Source organism: Paraburkholderia sp. 40, from assembly GCF_050434105.1.
GTDB lineage: Bacteria > Pseudomonadota > Gammaproteobacteria > Burkholderiales > Burkholderiaceae > Paraburkholderia > Paraburkholderia tuberum.
On sequence record NZ_JBNPVY010000002.1, the window covers coordinates 1,281,952 to 1,297,324 of the forward strand.

Here is a 15,373-nt window from a genome sequence, read left to right on the forward strand (position 1 = left end):
ATGTCAGCGCAAAACAACGCCCCGCGGGGCGAGCGCGGACGGAAAGTGACGGACGATCGTAGCCGGACGGCGATGACAGCCCGATGAAACATCGGGCGAATAGCGGAAGGAGGGTTCGATATCGAAAGGTTTATAAAAACGAATTGCCGGTGCAGCGCGTGATTCGATCGCGCGCATGCAACCGGCAATCCGTTTGACGTCCGTTCAGGTCTGGGAGCTTGTATCGTCCGCGGCTTGAGCGTGGTCGGCGTCGTCCTGCTTCTCTTCTTCTTTCTTTTCCACCAGCGCTTCCAGCTTTCCAGCGCCTTCGAAACCGGCGATAGCGGCCACGCCTTTGGTCAGCAGACCCGCTTGTGGATCGACTTTCTCAGCGGCTTCAACGGCGGCAACCGCACCGGCAATCTTGCCCACTTCGTCCAGAAGTCCCATGTCGCACTCCCACAAAAATAAATGAAGCTGCATCGTCTCACGAACTTTATGGCATGTCGTCAAATGTTACATCGCTTAACGACGAAGCTTTCTGAGTGAAATTTAAACGGCTGCCTCACACGCGCGCGGGCGGCTGCGGATTGGTCCCGGGATTCGTGTCGTACCTCGAAACGCGAAGAATACCGTTCGCGTCGATCAGCTTAGACAAGCCGGCCTCGAGAGCATCGGCGACGTCCTTGTCATACACTTCGTCGCCATTCACATGGAGCGTGAACGACTGCAGGTACTTCGCTTTCTTCTCCGGGTTCTCGATGGTTTGCCGTGTCCATTGATAAAGCGGGTAGTTCTCGATGCCCATTCTCTCCGCTTCGCTCACGTAGTCGGCGAATGCATCGAACTGGCATTTGAGCGTTGCGTGATGCGTTTGCAAAATGGCACGTAGCGCTGGATGCGCGGCGCACGAAGGGTCCGCGCGCAGCGAGTTGGCGAGTTCCATCGACGCGGTGATTCGCAGTTGAAATTGCAAGGGAGACGACATCACGACCTCGATCGCATCGGTAACGGATATCAAAAGTCCGCAGGCGCGGCCTTGTCGGCGACACGCGCGTCGAGCACCGCTTCGCACTGCTCGATTTCTTCGTTGCACATCGGCTTGCCGAGCAGATAACCCTGCGCATGCGTGCAACCGCATACGCGCACGAAATTGAGCTGCTCCTGGGTTTCGATGCCCTCGGCCGTGGTCGGCATGCCGATCTCGCGCGCCAGCGCGACGATGCCGCGCACCACGGCCGCCGATTCGCGCCCATGCACGGACTCGCGGACGAACGAACTGTCGATCTTCAGCTTGTCGAACGAGAAGCGCACAAGCGTGGACATCGTCGAAAAGCCGGTGCCGAAGTCGTCGAGCGCCAGCCCGATACCCAATGCGCGCAATCTGGTGATATTGCGGCGAGTCACTTCGTCGTCGTTCAGCAGTGCCGTTTCCGTGACCTCGAGATTGAGCCGCGTCGGCGGCAGCCTCGTTTTCCGAAGTATTGCCGTCACCGTCGATGCGAACGATTCCTCGCGCAATTGCACCGGCGATACATTGACCGCGACGATCACCTTGTCGCGCCACGCCGACGCCGCCATGCACGATTGCAGCAGCACCCATTCACCCAATGCGAGGATCAGGCCGGTGCGCTCGGCGGTCGGAATGAACGCGGACGGCGACAACTCGCCGCGCGTCGGATGGGCCCAGCGAATCAGCGCCTCGCGGCCCGCTACCGCGCCAGTATGCAGATCGACGATCGGCTGATACTCCATGCGCAAACCATTGAACGACTTCAGCGCGCCTTCGAGGTCGCTGCGCAGCAGGCTCAGGCTTTCGTCGGATACGTGCTTCTCGGCATCGAAAATCGCGAACGCGCTTTTGCCGCTGCGCTTGACGCCGTACAACGCGCGGTCCGCGCAGATCAGCAATTGCGGACCCGTTTTCGCATGTTCGGGATAGAGCGCGATGCCGACGCTCGCGCCGATATGCACGAGCGCTTCGCTCAACACGAACGGCCGCGCCAGCGTTCTGACGATGCGATCGGCCAGCACGCGCACGTCGCGAAGCTGCCCGGCGTCGTCCGAAATCGCGACGAACTCGTCGCCTGCCAGGCGGCCAACGTGGTCGCCGCTCGGCAGCAGATCGCACAAACGGGAGGCCGCTTCCTGCAGAATCTGGTCGCCGGCGGCATGACCGAGACTGTCGTTGATCGCCTTGAAGCCGTCGAGGTCGATCAGCAGCACCGCGAACGCCTCGCCCTGCCGCGTCGAACTCTCGCCGGTGCGTTCGATCAGCAGCTCGTTGATACGCGCGCGATTCGGCAAACCGGTCAGGCTATCCTGGCGCGCGAGGCGATGACTGTTTTCCCGTGCGAGCAGCAACGCAACGGTGTCGCGATTACTGCGCAGCGCGACCGTGAAGAAGCCGGCCGCGCAAAACGGAGCCTGAAATAGCAGCACGAGCTTGCCATTGCCCGGCGACATCGCCGCGCCGACACTCAGAAAGCTGAGAATAAAAACGATCTGCAATAACGCAAGCCGCGGCGTGCCCGCATTGCGTCCGGCCAATCCGCCGATCACACCGACCGCACAAACGTTTCCAAGCAGAAAAAGCGTGGGACTTCCGCTGATATTGCACAGGAATGTGCCAAACCCGAATAACGCGCTCCACAACAGACTCGCGAAAATAAACGCGGAAGTCGGCGTGGGCAGCCCAAGGGCTGCCCGCGTGCGGCATAACCAGATCAGCGTGAGCCGCGCGATCAGCAATGCGACGACCGCAATACCCCACGCGGCATATAGAGGAATCGGATAAAGATAATACGCGGTTGCGCAAACGCTGATTTCGCAAATCGACGCGAAAACGATCGATGCGGTTCGCGTGAACAGGTTGGCAAGCAGGATCTGCCGGTTGTCCGGACTCAGGTTCTGAGCCGAGGACGCGACCCACTTGAAAAATGGAGACCTTGGTTCGGTAAAAGCCATGACCTGCGCATTCGACGGTGGGTGGGTCCGAATCGGCATGCGAATGGACGGCTCGTGCAGCGATTACATAAACATAAAGTATCAGATTAATGCATGCAATGGCGTGAAATGAACCGGCAGCCGTGGATCAAAAGCACTGCATGAGCGCGAATCCCGACTTGCTCGACGGAGTACGAGCGTTCGGATTACATGTTGTTGCGGCGCAACGGACCGCTCGATATAGCGCGGTTCCGAAGTTGCGGAACGGCGATAAAAAAGAGGAAGAGCGTGGCTCTCCCTCTTTGATGATTGTCGCAGCCTCGGCTTCCCGAGTCGCGATCGCCGGCCTCGCTTAGTCGTACAGCACGGCTGCGATCTTCGGATCGTTTATGTTGGTCTTGTCGTACCAGTAAAAACCGGTGTCGATCTTCTTCGGCAGCTTCTCGCCGTGCAGCGCCTTGACCGCCGAGTCGACCGTGCATTTGCCGATACCGACCGGATTCTGCGTAATCGCGCCGGCCATCAAGCCCGACATGATGTTCTCCTTCTGCTCCTTGCCGGAGTCGAAGCCGATCAGCACGAGTTTCTTGCCCGATTCCTTGACGCCGATCGCCGCGCCTTCCGCGGAACCTTCGTTTGCACCGAAGATACCCTTCAGGTTCGGATTCGCCTGGATCATGGTCTTGGCGATTTCCGCGGACTTCAGGTGATCGCCGGCGCCGTATTGCACGGACACGATCTTGATGTTGGGATGCTTCGACTTGATCTGATTGACGAAACCGTCGCGGCGATCGACACCGGTGCGGCTCGTCTGGTCGTGCACGATCACGCCGACTTCGCCGGAATTGCCGATCAGCGCGGCCATCTTGTCGGCGGCGAGCGCGGCGGCGGCGACGTTGTCCGTCGAGCAGGTCGTCAACGGAATATCGCTGTCGACGCCCGAGTCGAATGCAATCACCGGAATCTTGTCGTTCTGGGCGCGCTTGAGCAAGGGGATAGCCGCCTTACTGTCGAGCGCCGCGATGCCGAGCGCCTGCGGCTTCTTCGCGAGCGCGGCCGACAGCATGTCGATCTGCTTATCGACCATCGCTTCCGTTTCCGGTCCCTCGAACGTGATCCTGACGTTGTTCGCTTTAGCGGACTGCTCGGCGCCCGATTTGACGGCTTGCCAGAACTGATGCTGGAAGCCTTTCGAAATAAGCGGAATATACGGCTCGTCCGCATACGCGAGACTACTTCCGCCGACGAGCGCACCGACACCGACCACGATACCGATTAGTCTTCTCTTCAACATGGGGCCTCCTCCAATGGTTGGGCTATCAAGCCGCTATCGAGCTTTCGAGGGAGCCTTCACGTGCCCTCTCTCTCCTGCTCCTGTGTTCCCTGCTTATTTGCTGCTTCCTTGCTCCTGCGTCAACTTCTCCGGCTGCGCCGCAGGATGTCCGCATACACCGCCAGAATGATGATCAAACCGGTCACGACGATCTGCCACTCCTGCGCGACCGACATGATGCGCAGTCCGTTGGTCAGCACGCTCATGATGAAAGCGCCGATGATGGTGCCGAGTATCGTTCCCGAACCGCCGCTCAACGACGTGCCGCCGATCACGACCGCCGCGATCGCATCGAGCTCGTAGCCTTGACCGAGCGCCGGCTGCGCCGAATTGAGCCGCGACGCGATCAGCAGACCCGCGATGCCGCAGATCGCGCCGCCCACGCCGTAAATCGCGATCTTCCAGCGATCGACATTGACGCCCGAGAGCCGCACCGCTTCCTCATTGCTGCCGAGTGCGAACGTATAGCGGCCGAGCGCGGTGCGATTGAGCGTAATAGAACTGACGATCGCGAGAAAGAACAGGATCAGTACCGCATTCGGAATCGGCACGCCCGGCAGGAAATAGCCGATCAGCGAGTCCTGAGAAATACGGTAGAAGTTCTCGGTATCGGTGAAATAGATCGGCTTGTCCGCCGACACGACGAGTGAAAGGCCTTTGAGCAGCATCATCATGCCGAGCGTCGCGATGAACGGCGGGATCTTCATCTTGGCGGTCAGCGTACCCGATACCGTGCCGCACACCGCGCCCGTCGCGAGTGCCGCGAGCACGCCCATCCACATCGGCAGATGCCAGTACGTGAGAAACACTCCGCAAATCACGGCGGTAAATGTCATCAACGTACCGACTGACAGATCGATGCCGCCCGTAATGATCACGAACGTGGCGGCGATCGCCAGCACGCCGTTCACAGCTGTCGCCTGAAAAATGCCGAGGATGTTGTCCATCTGCATGAAGGCCGGCGAAGCGAAGCTGAAGAACACCAGCAGCAGGATGAGGCTCGCGAACGCGAGCATCTTTTGCACGGCGGTCGGCGCGAAAATTCGCGCTTTCAGCCCGGAAGTGCGCCTTTCGTTGTCCAGCGCCGCCGTATCCGTTCGCAATGTCATGTCGTAGACCTCTTCAGGCTTGTACCGTTTTCAGGGTTTCGCGCAGCGTCGCGAGATGCATGATGCGCTCCTGCGTCGCTTCGCTGGCGGACAGCTCGCCGGTAATGCGGCCTTCGCACATCACGACGATGCGGTCGCTCATGCGCAGAACTTCCGGCAGCTCGGAGGAGATCATCACGATCGCCTTGCCTTGCGCCGCCAGCGAGCGCAGCAGCTTGTAGATTTCGCTTTTCGCGCCGACGTCGATGCCGCGCGTCGGTTCATCGAAGAACAGTACGTCGCAATCGCGCTCGAGCCATTTCGCGATCACGATCTTCTGTTGATTGCCGCCCGACAGGAGCCGCACCTGCTGCGTCGCCGAAGGCGTGCGAATCGCAAGCAGCTTGATGAAGTGCTGCGCTCTTTTGCGAATCTGCCCGCGGCGCAGAAACATATTGATTGACAGGAACTTGCCGAGATCGGCCATCACGATGTTCGATTCGACATCCATTCCCGTAGCGAGACCGAAGCGCTTGCGATCTTCGGACAGGTAGCCAATTCCGCGCTTGACCGCATCACTGGGCCTCTTGATCGACGCCTTCACGCCTTTCACGAGTATCTCCCCCGATTCGACCGGATCGGCGCCGAACACCGCGCGCGCGACCTCCGTGCGGCCCGCGCCCATCAAGCCTGCGAAACCGAGTATTTCGCCCTTGCGCAATTCGAAACTGACGTCGCGCACGAGCGGACCCGCGACGAGATTTCTCACTTCGAGCGCGAGTTCGCCTTTCACCGGCGCGCTCTCGACCGGCGTCACGTCGCCCAGCGCGCGTCCGACCATCATGCCGATGATCGTCTCGACGCCGGTGCCCTCGGTCGGCACGGTGGCCACATACTCACCGTCGCGCATCACGGTCACGCGATCGGTGATCTGCTTCAACTCGTCCATCTTGTGCGAGATATAGACGACGCCGACGCCGCGCTCTCTCAATTGACGGATGATCCGGAACAGCTCGGCGATCTCGGCATCGTTGAGCGCGGACGTGGGTTCGTCCATGATCAGCACGCGCGAATCGAAAGACAGTGCTTTCGCGATCTCGACCATCTGCTGACTCGCGACGGTCAGCGTGCCGACCATCGTGCGCGGATCGAGTTTCACGTGCATGCGGGCGAGGATCTCGCTTGCCTGTGCATTCAGTTTGTCTTCATCGAGGAACAGACCCAGACCCTTGCGCGGCTCACGGCCGATAAAAATGTTCTGCGCGATGCTCAGATGATTCATCAGTTGCAGTTCCTGATGAATGATGCCGATGCCGACAGCTTGCGCGTCGCGCGGACCTTGAAAATCGACGGGCTTGCCGTCGAAGAGAATTTCGCCGGAATCGCGCGTATAGACGCCGGCGAGAATTTTCATCAGCGTCGACTTGCCCGCGCCGTTCTCGCCCATCAGCGCATGGACCTCGCCGGCCATGAGTTCGAACCGGACGTCATGAAGCGCTCTTACGCCCGGAAAGCTCTTGCAAAGATTGTTGACGGAAATGAGTGGGTTCATGTGCTGATCTGTCGACGGCTGCCTATATCACCAACGTTTTTACGGTGGAGCTGTTTCCGGCTTGAACAACGGCTTTCATTCCAGCTTTCATTCAAGGCGCGAACAGGTCGGGCCGCTCTTTTGCGGACCGGTGCAATTCGGCGACGACCTGGTCGAGATGATCGTGCATCGCTTTCGCGGCCGCATCGCCGTCGCCGGCGCAAAGGGCCTTGAAGATACTCTCGTGCTCTTCCAGCGTATGCGTGAGCCGTTCTGGACTCGCGAGCAATTGTCTCGCGCGGTCCAGCGCATTGCGCGACACCGCGACGATCTCCTTCACGCGCGGCAGCTTCACCGCGTCGAGCAGGATTTCATGGAAAGCCAGATCGAGCGCGTGAAACGCCTGACGTTCGCCACTTCCAGCCAGACTGCGCTGCTGATCGAGATTGCTTGCCAATGCGTCGAGCGTCGCCGTGTCGTGCATCAACGCGACCCCACGCACCGTCTCGACTTCCAGTGCGCTGCGGATGAACAGGTGCTGGCGGATGTCGTCGAGCGCAATCGGTTTGACGCGCGTGCCGCGTTGCGGCAAAACCTCGACGAGACCCGCATGCGCGAGCCTCGCCAACGCGGATGACACCGGAAAGCGCGACACGCCCATCCGTTCGCACACGGCCATCTTGTCGATCATCATGCCGGGTTCCAACGCCAACGTAACAATCGCTTCTCGCAACGCCGCCTCGACCGCGTCGGTCAAGCTGCCGCGCTCGCCGCCGCCGACTTTTTGCAGTGCGACATACGGATCACCGGCGGCATTCTCAAGTTCGGTCGAGGAATTCACGAAGGCCTTGATTGAGAGAAGACATGCTAGCATGCTAGAAAGTGAATGCCGCGTTGTCAACGCGTACAAATGCCTGGAAATACCTGGGGATGCCTGGTATCTGGCAACTACGGGCTTACCCGTACGCGCAGCAGGAACGCGCACACAGAGAACGTGCGCACGAAACCGATCCGTCTGCGTCCGCAGACGACAAGCCGATAGCCATAGCCGGAGGGTGCGCAGATGACAACGATCACAAGGCTGTCCGTTCGGGACATCCGGTTCCCCACCTCACGTTCGCTGGACGGCTCCGACGCGATGAATGCCGCGCCGGACTACTCCGCCACTTACGTCACGCTCGAAACCGACACGCCGAATCTCACCGGCCACGGCCTCACGTTCACGATTGGCCGCGGCAATGAAATCTGCGTGACTGCCGTGAATGCACTCACGCCGTTGATCGTCGGCAAGAAGCTCGAAGATATCGCCGCGAATATGGGCGCTTTCTGGCGCGCATTTACTTCGGATAGCCAACTGCGCTGGATCGGCCCGGACAAAGGTGCGATTCATCTTGCCACCGCGGCGGTCGTCAACGCGGTGTGGGACCTGTGGGCGAAATCCGTCGGCAAGCCGGTCTGGAAGCTGCTGGTCGACATGAGCCCGGAAGAACTCGTGAGCTGCCTCGACTTTCGCTACGTGACTGATGCAATCACGCCGCACGAAGCACTCGCGATGCTGCATCGTCATGCGAAGACCAAGGGCGAGCGTGAAAAGGAAATGCTCGCGCACGGCTATCCGGCCTATACGACATCGGCGGGCTGGCTCGGTTACGACGACGACAAGATTCGCCGTCTCGCGCGCGAAGGCGTCGCGCAGGGATGGACGCATTTCAAGCAGAAGGTCGGCGGCGATCTGGAGGAAGACGTACGGCGCGCGCGCATTCTGCGCGAAGAGATCGGCGAGAACCTGAGGCTGATGATGGACGCGAACCAGGTGTGGGACGTCGATGAGGCAATCGCGAACATGCGCCGTCTCGCCGAGTTCGACCCGTGGTGGATCGAGGAGCCCACGAGTCCCGACGACATCCTCGGTCATGCGGCGATCCGCCAGCGGCTCGGTTCGATTGGCGTCGCAACCGGCGAGCATTGCCACAATCGCGTGATGTTCAAGCAACTGCTCCAGGCGCAAGCCATCGACTTCTGCCAGATCGACAGTTGCCGGCTCGGCGGACTCAACGAAGTGATCGTCGTACTGTTGATGGCCGCGAAGTTCGGTGTGCCGGTGTGCCCGCATGCGGGTGGTGTCGGCTTGTGCGAGTACGTGCAGCATATTTCGCTGTTCGACTATATCTGCGTGTCGGCGTCGCTCGAGAATCGCGTACTCGAATACGTCGATCATTTGCACGAGCATTTCGTGGATCCCGTGGTGATCCGCAACGGGCACTATATGCCGCCGCAAAGGGCCGGGTATAGCATCGAGATGCTGGAAGGGACGCTGGACAGGTACTGGTATCCGGAAGGAGAAGCGTGGCAGGAATGAAGCTGGACGGTAAGGGTTCTATTTGCATCGCTTCAGGCGTATAACGGCAGACTTCGCTAATCTTCGGTGACGCCGGCCGTCACGCGCGCAGCGCGGTGGGTGTTGCGTCGCTGCCGGCAGGGGTCGCCGTCGAAGTCGAAGCGGTTGTCGCCTTGAAGAACGTCTGAATTCAACTCATACACTCGGAGCCGCCAATGTCTTCTCCGCTGTCGCCCGCTGTCATCGACGCAATACGTGCCCGCACACCCGGTGTTCGCAGTACCACGCACTTCAATCATGCGGGCGCGTCGCTGCCGTCGGCCGCCACGCTCGAAGCGATTCACGCGCATCTGTTGCGCGAAGCCTCGATGGGACCCATGGAAGCGGGCGCGGCTGCCCGCGAACAGACCGAACGGGCGCGCACGCTCGCCGCGCGACTGCTGAACGCCCAGCCCACCGAGATCGCGTTGACGACTGGCAACTCGCCGGGCTGGGGCGCTGCTTTCGCGGCATTGGGTCCGTGGCGCGAGGGGCAACGCATCCTCGTTGCGCGGCACGAATGGGGCGGCAATCTCGCGACGATGCGTCTTCTGGCGCAGCGCGCGGGCGCATCGATAGAGACGATTCCTTCCGATCAGAGCGGCAGGGTCGATCCTCGCGCGCTCGAAGCGATGCTCGACGACCGGGTCCGACTGATTGCGCTGACGTGGCTGCCGGCCAATGGCGGACTGATCAATCCGGCCGCCGCGATTGGGCGGATAGCACGCCGTCACGGCATTCCGTATTTCATCGATGCGGCGCAGGCCGTCGGACAGCTTCCGATCGACGTCGACGAAGTCGGCTGCGATGTGCTGGCCGGCGCGGGCCGCAAGGCACTGCGCGGACCGCGCGGCACCGGGCTGCTATACGTCCGGCGGGATTTTCTGCCCCGCTTGACGCCGGCCTTCGTCGACACGTATTCCGCGCCGCTCGACGCCAATGGCGACCCTGTACTGCGCGACGATGCCGTGCGTTTCGAATCGTCGGAAGCGTCGCTTGCACTGCATTGCGGATTGGCGAATGCATTGGACGAAGCGCTGGAAATCGGCATCGACAACATCCGCGCGCAGATCGATCGGACCGCGCAGACATTGCGCGAGCGGTTGGCCGCGATGGAGGGCGTGCGGGTGCTCGACCAGGGTGTCGAACGATCCGGTCTGGTGTCGTTCAACGTCGCCGGACTCGATGCCATGTCGGTGCGAGGCGCGTTGGCGGCACAGGGCATCACGATCGGCTCGAATGGCGTCGCGTACACGCCGTTCGATATGACTAGCAGAGGGCTGACACAGATCGCGCGCGCATCGGTCAGCTATCTGACCACCGACGCCGAAGTTGATAAATTACTGGCTGGGATGCGGACGTTGACGCATTGAGCACTCGAGTCAAAGAGAACTTTGCGTCAGTCAAATGAATGGAAACGTCTCTTTCAACTCAATCGCCCGCACACGACCATGAGCTCCGCCTCATCGCACCGCCTCGATTTATCAAAGTTTCCGCGCCATGCGCTTCTCGAAGGCCCGACGCCAATTCAGCACCTTGCGCGTCTGAGCGCTCGCCTCGGCGGGGCGGACATCTATGTCAAAAGAGAAGATCTGACGGGACTAGGTGGCGGCGGCAACAAGTTGCGCAAGCTCGAATTCCTGATTGGCGAAGCGCTCGCGCGCGGCGCGGACACCATCGTTACCGTCGGCGCGCGGCAATCGAATCATGCGCGCCTCACGGCGGCCGCGGCGGCTCGCGTCGGACTTCGATGCGAGCTGGTGCTGACGAGAACCGTGCCACGTTTCGACCACGACTACATGGAGAACGGCAACGTGCTGCTCGATGCGCTATTCGATGCGCGCGTGCATGATCTTCCCGGCACGGCCAACGCATTGCAATTCGCCGAGGAACGCGCGAACGAGTTGCGAGCGTAGGGCCGTAACGTCTATGTGTGTCCGTTGGGGGGTTCGAGCCCGGTCGGTTGTCTCGGCTACGCGGACTGCGCAGCTGAAATCGTCGCGCAATCGCAAGCGCAAAACGTGGCCTTCGATCGCGTCGTGGTGCCGAACGGAAGCGGCGGCATGCATGCGGGGCTGGTCGCGGGTTTTGTTGCGCTGGGCCTGGATCCGTCGCGTGTTGCCGCATTCACGGTGTATGGGAATGCTGGCCACGCGCGCACGGTTACTTTGGATAAGGCGAATCAGACGGTCCGACTGATCGACCCGGGCCTAAGCGTGAGTGATGACGCCATCTCGATCGACGAAGCGCAGCTCGGACCCGGCTATGGCATTCCAACCGATAACATGCGCGCGGCTGTTCGGCTGATGGCATCGACGGAAGGTCTGTTGCTCGATCCCGTGTATAGCGGCAAAGCATTTGCGGGTCTTGTGGAAAACGTGAGCAACGGGAAGTACAGTGCCGGACAGAAAATTCTATTCGTGATGAGCGGCGGGCTTCCGGGGCTATTTGCCTATCGGAACGAGTTCTGAGCGCAGAAGCGGAGACAACGCGATGGTCTGATACGGCCGCCGCTATCTGAAGAAAGCGCGAAGCGCTTGAAGATTCGAATCGACGATTCGAAATGGTGCCCAGGGCGGGATTTGAACCCACACGCCTTTCGGCGCTACCCCCTCAAGATAGTGCGTCTACCAATTTCGCCACCTGGGCAGAGGGGCGCCATTGTATCAGCTCGATTATTTTTTTGAAGTACCTCGCGTGATTTTATTCTGCAGTTGCAATACCGGTCGAAAAACCGACGAGGCGTTCAGCCCGTATCGCTGCCCGGCGACCGATTCGAGCGCGGCCCGGCGCCTCGCAAGAGCTCGTAAGGTCTGACGCTTGTCGCCCGCTACTCGGGTGAATGCGACAAATGGCGGACCGCTATGCTCGTGCGCTGATGCGCTGAAAGAGCGCCTTTCACACCGAACATATCATGTCACCACGACGCACATCTTCTTCGCGATTTCGGTATCGGCTTTTTCTCGCGTCGGTGCTGACGTCGATAACGCTGCTGCAGGGTTGCGCAACGACGGCGGAGAACCTTGCCGTAGGATTTGGTCTCGGCGCGGTCGGCACCGTGTCGGCGTTAGGCTGCCTGCTCGCCTGCGAGATGGCCAATCCGCACTGGTGAAAGGCTGCACGGCGCGCGACGAGCAACTAGTATTCGAAGCTCGACATCGATGACTAACGAAAACGGAGCCCCTGTGGCACACCCGCCATTCCACCTCTACACCGACGCCCAATTCGCTAGCCCCTACGCGATGTCCGTCTTCGTGACGCTTCGCGAGAAGCGCTTGCCGTTCGACCTTTCGACCGTCGATCTCGCGCACAAGGCGAATCACGCCACCAACTATGTGGCCCGCTCATTGACGCGGCGCGTGCCGACGCTGATACACGAAGACTTTGCGTTATCCGAGTCGTCGGCGATCACCGAGTACCTCGAAGAGACTTTCCCGGACACCCCGGTCTATCCTCAAGATCGGCGTCTGCGCGCGCGAGCGCGCCAGCTTCAGGCCTGGCTGCGCAGCGATCTGCTGCCGGTTCGCCAGGAGCGTTCCACCGAAGTCATTTTCTACGGATCGCGCGGCGGCCCGCTTTCCGCCAGCGCACAAGAAGCGGCACAAAAACTCTTCGCCGCCGCCGATGCATTGCTTCCGGCCAATTCGCCAAATCTGTTCGGCGAGTGGTGCATCGCCGATACGGACCTCGCATTGATGCTCAATCGCCTCGTGCTGAATGGCGATCCCGTTCCGCACAAGCTCAAGGAGTACGCCACGCAACAATGGCAGCGCGCCAGCGTGCAGCAGTGGGTCCAACGGGAGCGTCCACCGCTATAAAGTCGACCGGCGTGGCTGCCGCCACGCCGAAAAGCCATCGATAGAAGTGACAAAGACCAGCAAAATAGCTGAATACGAAAGTCTTAAAAGATGCAGTAAAAGCGAATATTACATTCGCGTTTTATCAGAGCTTCGCTGCTCCGCCATGGCGCGATTCCGCGCCCGCTCCCTTTGCTGCCTCGCGCGTACGATGCTGACAACGATCAGCACGATCGCAAGCAATGACAATTCGATCATTGCGGGAATTCGGATGGGATCATGAAACATGGCGGGCCTCCGTCACATGATTTCATCATAGTACGCCGGGCAGGTCAGCCTGAAGTATTGCGCCGCACCATTGCAATCTTACCGCCGCCATTACACCGGCTTTTATCCCGCCGGCAAAAGCCTCGAGTGACAAATTGAAAACATTCTGTCACGCAAAAACTTGCAGGATTCAGATAGCCGTCCCTAAACAGTTTATTTGCGCTAGAGTACACGAGCGATCAGTTGGATCGTGAGCCGTCCCGACAATTCGAAGGCGTTATCTGTCACGCGTTTGCTTGCGTGTACTAAAGAAGCACCTGGACTCGTTGAAGACATCGCCCATGCCATATTTTCCTGTCGCCTACTGTGGTCCCGCGGCCGTCCCTGAAAGCTTGTGGCTGCGCTGGAACACGGATCCGCCATTGCTCGTCGCGCTCGCGGCGCTCGCATGGTTCGTGGCCAGCAACCGCTCGGCGAATGCACGGGCGGGATGGGGCGCCGTCGCATTGATGGCCCTCGTGTTCGTGTCGCCGCTCTGCGCGTTGTCCTCGGCATTGTTCTCCGCACGCGTCACTCATCACGTCATTTTGATCGCTGCAGTAGCTCCATTGCTCGCCCTCGCGTTTCCGCTGCCGCGCCTCGCGCATCCGCCGCTCGTGCCGGTGGTCGCCGCTCATGCGGTGATCATCTGGCTGTGGCATGCGCCGGGGCCTTATGCGTGGGGACTCGCGACGATACCCGGCTACTGGCTGATGCAGATTACTTTGCTTGGCAGCGCATGGCTCATGTGGCGCAGCATCTTCTCGCCGTCGCTGCCGACCGGCCCCGCGCTGATGGCGCTCGTTGCGACGATCGGCCATATGGGTTTGCTCGGCGCGTTGATCGTGTTCGCGCCGGTCCCGCTCTACGTCGCGCACTTCGCGACCACCGCCGCGTGGGGGCTCACCCCGCTCGCCGACCAGCAACTCGCCGGACTGTTGATGTGGGTACTGGCGATGATCCCTTATCTCGCGGCAGGACTTTCGCTCGTCTGGTCAAGCCTGCGCGTCAGAGAGCCCGCGCTGTGACGACCCTGCTGAAGTTCATTCATCTGGCCGCGATCGCCGTCTGGTCGGGCGGTTTGATCGTGCTGCCGTATCTGTTCTGGCAGCGCCGCGGGCTCGCGGCGGGCACCGAACTCGACCGGCTGCACCGCATCACGCGTCTCGTGTTCGTGGAGTTGACCTCGCCCGCCGCTTTCGTCGCGATTGCGAGCGGCACCGTGCTGATTTTTCTGCAGGCCACCTTCGTCGAATGGTTCACCGCGAAGATGGTGTTCGTCGGCATCATGGCGATGCTGCATGTGCTGGCCGGCCTCGTACTGCACGATCTGTATCTGCCCGACGGCAGGTTCAGCCGTGCCTCGGCGATCGCGCTGACCATCGCTTATCTGATCGTGATCGTTGCGATCATCTGGATCGTGCTGGCCAAGCCTCACATCGACTCGAACCTGCTGGCCCCGCATCTGTTCGAGCCGGGTGGACTTGGCCGCTGGCTGCATCACTCCTTCGGCGAAACGAGAATTCCGACGCCATGATCGAACACGAGCTTGCCCCCATGCCAGCCGGCGAAGCCCGTCATCACCGAGCTGAGCACCGACAGCACGAGCCCATGCGGCAGGATCTCATCGGGGTAATTAAGGCGCACGCCCCAGTTCGCACCCGCGAGCGCGACGAGCGTCATCGCCGCGACCGCATGCGACCAGCTCGCTTCCTTCAGGCGGATACCGCGCACCAGCAGCAGCTCGGCGGTACCGACCACGCTCGCAGCCACGCCGCTCCAGAACGCGAAGCCGGCGGCCCACAAGCCGGCGCGAATCCAGAACGGGTCGCCCGTCCACCAGTAGATTACGTCGACGCCCAACGTCGCGACGACGAACGCGATCGGGAAATGCACCATCATCACGTGAATCGGATGGCCGACGAGCGCCACCACCGACCCCTTGTCGAGCCGCAACAGCTCGAGCATCACTTCGCTTCGCGTCTCGTTTCCAGCATTGCCTTTGTTTGCCATGAT

At 60.7% G+C, this 15,373-nt stretch carries 16 protein-coding genes, 1 tRNA gene and 2 pseudogenes; 8 read left to right on the forward strand and 11 right to left on the reverse strand.

The features are described from left to right. Positions 1 to 3 precede the first annotated feature (3 nt). From OKW28_RS07145 to OKW28_RS07180, 8 genes are all read right to left on the reverse strand, one after another. Entirely contained in the window at positions 4 to 177 is a 174-nt protein-coding gene (locus OKW28_RS07145) for a hypothetical protein (protein ID WP_429444349.1), read from the reverse strand. A 27-nt stretch (positions 178 to 204) separates the two neighbouring features. Next, positions 205 to 429 (reverse strand): hypothetical protein, encoded by a 225-nt coding sequence (locus tag OKW28_RS07150; protein ID WP_429444350.1) that lies wholly within the window; start codon positions 427 to 429, stop codon positions 205 to 207. Between the two features lie 115 nt (positions 430 to 544). Beyond that, positions 545 to 967, reverse strand: coding sequence for a hypothetical protein (locus OKW28_RS07155; protein ID WP_429444351.1), 423 nt, complete (start codon positions 965 to 967; stop codon positions 545 to 547). A 29-nt stretch (positions 968 to 996) separates the two neighbouring features. Next, complete coding sequence (locus tag OKW28_RS07160; protein ID WP_429444352.1) at positions 997 to 2,946, reverse strand: putative bifunctional diguanylate cyclase/phosphodiesterase; 1,950 nt, start codon at positions 2,944 to 2,946, stop codon at positions 997 to 999. A gap of 331 nt (positions 2,947 to 3,277) precedes the next feature. Beyond that, the gene (locus OKW28_RS07165; protein WP_187616048.1) at positions 3,278 to 4,219 is read right to left on the reverse strand and encodes an ABC transporter substrate-binding protein; all 942 of its coding nucleotides are present in this window, start codon (positions 4,217 to 4,219) and stop codon (positions 3,278 to 3,280) included. Positions 4,220 to 4,338: 119 nt separating this feature from the next. Further along, complete coding sequence (locus tag OKW28_RS07170) at positions 4,339 to 5,367, reverse strand: ABC transporter permease (RefSeq protein WP_429444353.1); 1,029 nt, start codon at positions 5,365 to 5,367, stop codon at positions 4,339 to 4,341. Between the two features lie 13 nt (positions 5,368 to 5,380). Further along, positions 5,381 to 6,898 carry a sugar ABC transporter ATP-binding protein gene (locus tag OKW28_RS07175; RefSeq protein ID WP_429444354.1) on the reverse strand — a complete coding sequence of 506 codons (1,518 nt, stop codon included), beginning with the start codon at positions 6,896 to 6,898 and terminating at the stop codon, positions 5,381 to 5,383. A gap of 91 nt (positions 6,899 to 6,989) precedes the next feature. Beyond that, positions 6,990 to 7,751, reverse strand: a complete 762-nt coding sequence (locus tag OKW28_RS07180; RefSeq protein WP_429444355.1) for a GntR family transcriptional regulator — start codon at positions 7,749 to 7,751, stop codon at positions 6,990 to 6,992. A gap of 189 nt (positions 7,752 to 7,940) precedes the next feature. On the opposite strand from OKW28_RS07180, the gene OKW28_RS07185 reads away from it, so the two are divergent. From OKW28_RS07185 to OKW28_RS07200, 4 genes and pseudogenes are all read left to right on the forward strand, one after another. After that, entirely contained in the window at positions 7,941 to 9,236 is a 1,296-nt protein-coding gene (locus OKW28_RS07185; protein WP_429444356.1) for an L-fuconate dehydratase, read from the forward strand. A gap of 59 nt (positions 9,237 to 9,295) precedes the next feature. After that, a pseudogene (locus OKW28_RS07190) lies at positions 9,296 to 9,403 on the forward strand (RidA family protein); the annotation flags it as partial. 27 nt (positions 9,404 to 9,430) lie between these two features. Further along, positions 9,431 to 10,627 (forward strand): aminotransferase class V-fold PLP-dependent enzyme, encoded by a 1,197-nt coding sequence (locus tag OKW28_RS07195; RefSeq protein WP_429444357.1) that lies wholly within the window; start codon positions 9,431 to 9,433, stop codon positions 10,625 to 10,627. 78 nt (positions 10,628 to 10,705) lie between these two features. Then, positions 10,706 to 11,725: pseudogene (locus OKW28_RS07200) on the forward strand (D-cysteine desulfhydrase family protein). Between the two features lie 93 nt (positions 11,726 to 11,818). On the opposite strand, the gene OKW28_RS07205 reads toward OKW28_RS07200, so the two are convergent. Then, positions 11,819 to 11,903, reverse strand: a tRNA-Leu gene (locus OKW28_RS07205). Positions 11,904 to 12,168: 265 nt separating this feature from the next. Between OKW28_RS07205 and OKW28_RS07210 the strand changes: the two genes are divergently transcribed. Continuing rightward, positions 12,169 to 12,366 (forward strand): hypothetical protein, encoded by a 198-nt coding sequence (locus OKW28_RS07210; protein WP_429444358.1) that lies wholly within the window; start codon positions 12,169 to 12,171, stop codon positions 12,364 to 12,366. Positions 12,367 to 12,415: 49 nt separating this feature from the next. Further along, the gene (gene yfcF, locus OKW28_RS07215; RefSeq protein ID WP_429444359.1) at positions 12,416 to 13,072 is read left to right on the forward strand and encodes a glutathione transferase; all 657 of its coding nucleotides are present in this window, start codon (positions 12,416 to 12,418) and stop codon (positions 13,070 to 13,072) included. 108 nt (positions 13,073 to 13,180) lie between these two features. Here yfcF and OKW28_RS07220 read toward each other — a convergent pair whose 3' ends face one another. Next, a complete protein-coding gene (locus OKW28_RS07220) occupies positions 13,181 to 13,339 on the reverse strand; it encodes a hypothetical protein (protein ID WP_429444360.1) in 159 nt (52 codons plus the stop codon). Between the two features lie 320 nt (positions 13,340 to 13,659). On the opposite strand from OKW28_RS07220, the gene OKW28_RS07225 reads away from it, so the two are divergent. Then, positions 13,660 to 14,385: a cytochrome c oxidase assembly protein gene (locus tag OKW28_RS07225; RefSeq protein WP_429444361.1), complete on the forward strand. Its 726-nt coding sequence runs from the start codon at positions 13,660 to 13,662 to the stop codon at positions 14,383 to 14,385. Continuing rightward, positions 14,382 to 14,894, forward strand: a complete 513-nt coding sequence (locus OKW28_RS07230; protein ID WP_429352914.1) for a CopD family protein — start codon at positions 14,382 to 14,384, stop codon at positions 14,892 to 14,894. Before OKW28_RS07225 ends, OKW28_RS07230 begins: the two co-directional genes overlap by 4 nt. On the opposite strand, the gene OKW28_RS07235 is transcribed toward OKW28_RS07230, so the two are convergent. Beyond that, on the reverse strand, positions 14,858 to 15,370 hold the full coding sequence (locus OKW28_RS07235; protein ID WP_429444362.1) for a DUF2231 domain-containing protein: 513 nt from the start codon (positions 15,368 to 15,370) through the stop codon (positions 14,858 to 14,860). The two genes, OKW28_RS07230 and OKW28_RS07235, sit on opposite strands and share 37 nt — an antisense overlap. Between the last annotated feature and the right edge of the window lie 3 nt (positions 15,371 to 15,373).

Excerpts from the sequence above, each read along its gene's own strand:
- OKW28_RS07160 (WP_429444352.1), bottom strand. The coding sequence starts at position 2,946 with ATGGCTTTTACCGAACCAAGGTCTCCATTTTTCAAGTGGGTCGCGTCC.
- OKW28_RS07170 (WP_429444353.1), bottom strand. The coding sequence starts at position 5,367 with ATGACATTGCGAACGGATACGGCGGCGCTGGACAACGAAAGGCGCACT.
- OKW28_RS07235 (WP_429444362.1), bottom strand. The coding sequence starts at position 15,370 with ATGGCAAACAAAGGCAATGCTGGAAACGAGACGCGAAGCGAAGTGATG.
- OKW28_RS07175 (WP_429444354.1), bottom strand. The coding sequence starts at position 6,898 with ATGAACCCACTCATTTCCGTCAACAATCTTTGCAAGAGCTTTCCGGGC.
- OKW28_RS07180 (WP_429444355.1), bottom strand. The coding sequence starts at position 7,751 with ATGCTAGCATGTCTTCTCTCAATCAAGGCCTTCGTGAATTCCTCGACC.
- OKW28_RS07150 (WP_429444350.1), bottom strand. The coding sequence starts at position 429 with ATGGGACTTCTGGACGAAGTGGGCAAGATTGCCGGTGCGGTTGCCGCC.
- OKW28_RS07210 (WP_429444358.1), top strand. The coding sequence starts at position 12,169 with ATGTCACCACGACGCACATCTTCTTCGCGATTTCGGTATCGGCTTTTT.
- OKW28_RS07165 (WP_187616048.1), bottom strand. The coding sequence starts at position 4,219 with ATGTTGAAGAGAAGACTAATCGGTATCGTGGTCGGTGTCGGTGCGCTC.
- OKW28_RS07220 (WP_429444360.1), bottom strand. The coding sequence starts at position 13,339 with ATGTTTCATGATCCCATCCGAATTCCCGCAATGATCGAATTGTCATTG.
- OKW28_RS07225 (WP_429444361.1), top strand. The coding sequence starts at position 13,660 with ATGCCATATTTTCCTGTCGCCTACTGTGGTCCCGCGGCCGTCCCTGAA.
- OKW28_RS07195 (WP_429444357.1), top strand. The coding sequence starts at position 9,431 with ATGTCTTCTCCGCTGTCGCCCGCTGTCATCGACGCAATACGTGCCCGC.
- OKW28_RS07145 (WP_429444349.1), bottom strand. The coding sequence starts at position 177 with ATGCGCGCGATCGAATCACGCGCTGCACCGGCAATTCGTTTTTATAAA.
- OKW28_RS07185 (WP_429444356.1), top strand. The coding sequence starts at position 7,941 with ATGACAACGATCACAAGGCTGTCCGTTCGGGACATCCGGTTCCCCACC.
- yfcF (WP_429444359.1), top strand. The coding sequence starts at position 12,416 with ATGACTAACGAAAACGGAGCCCCTGTGGCACACCCGCCATTCCACCTC.
- OKW28_RS07155 (WP_429444351.1), bottom strand. The coding sequence starts at position 967 with ATGTCGTCTCCCTTGCAATTTCAACTGCGAATCACCGCGTCGATGGAA.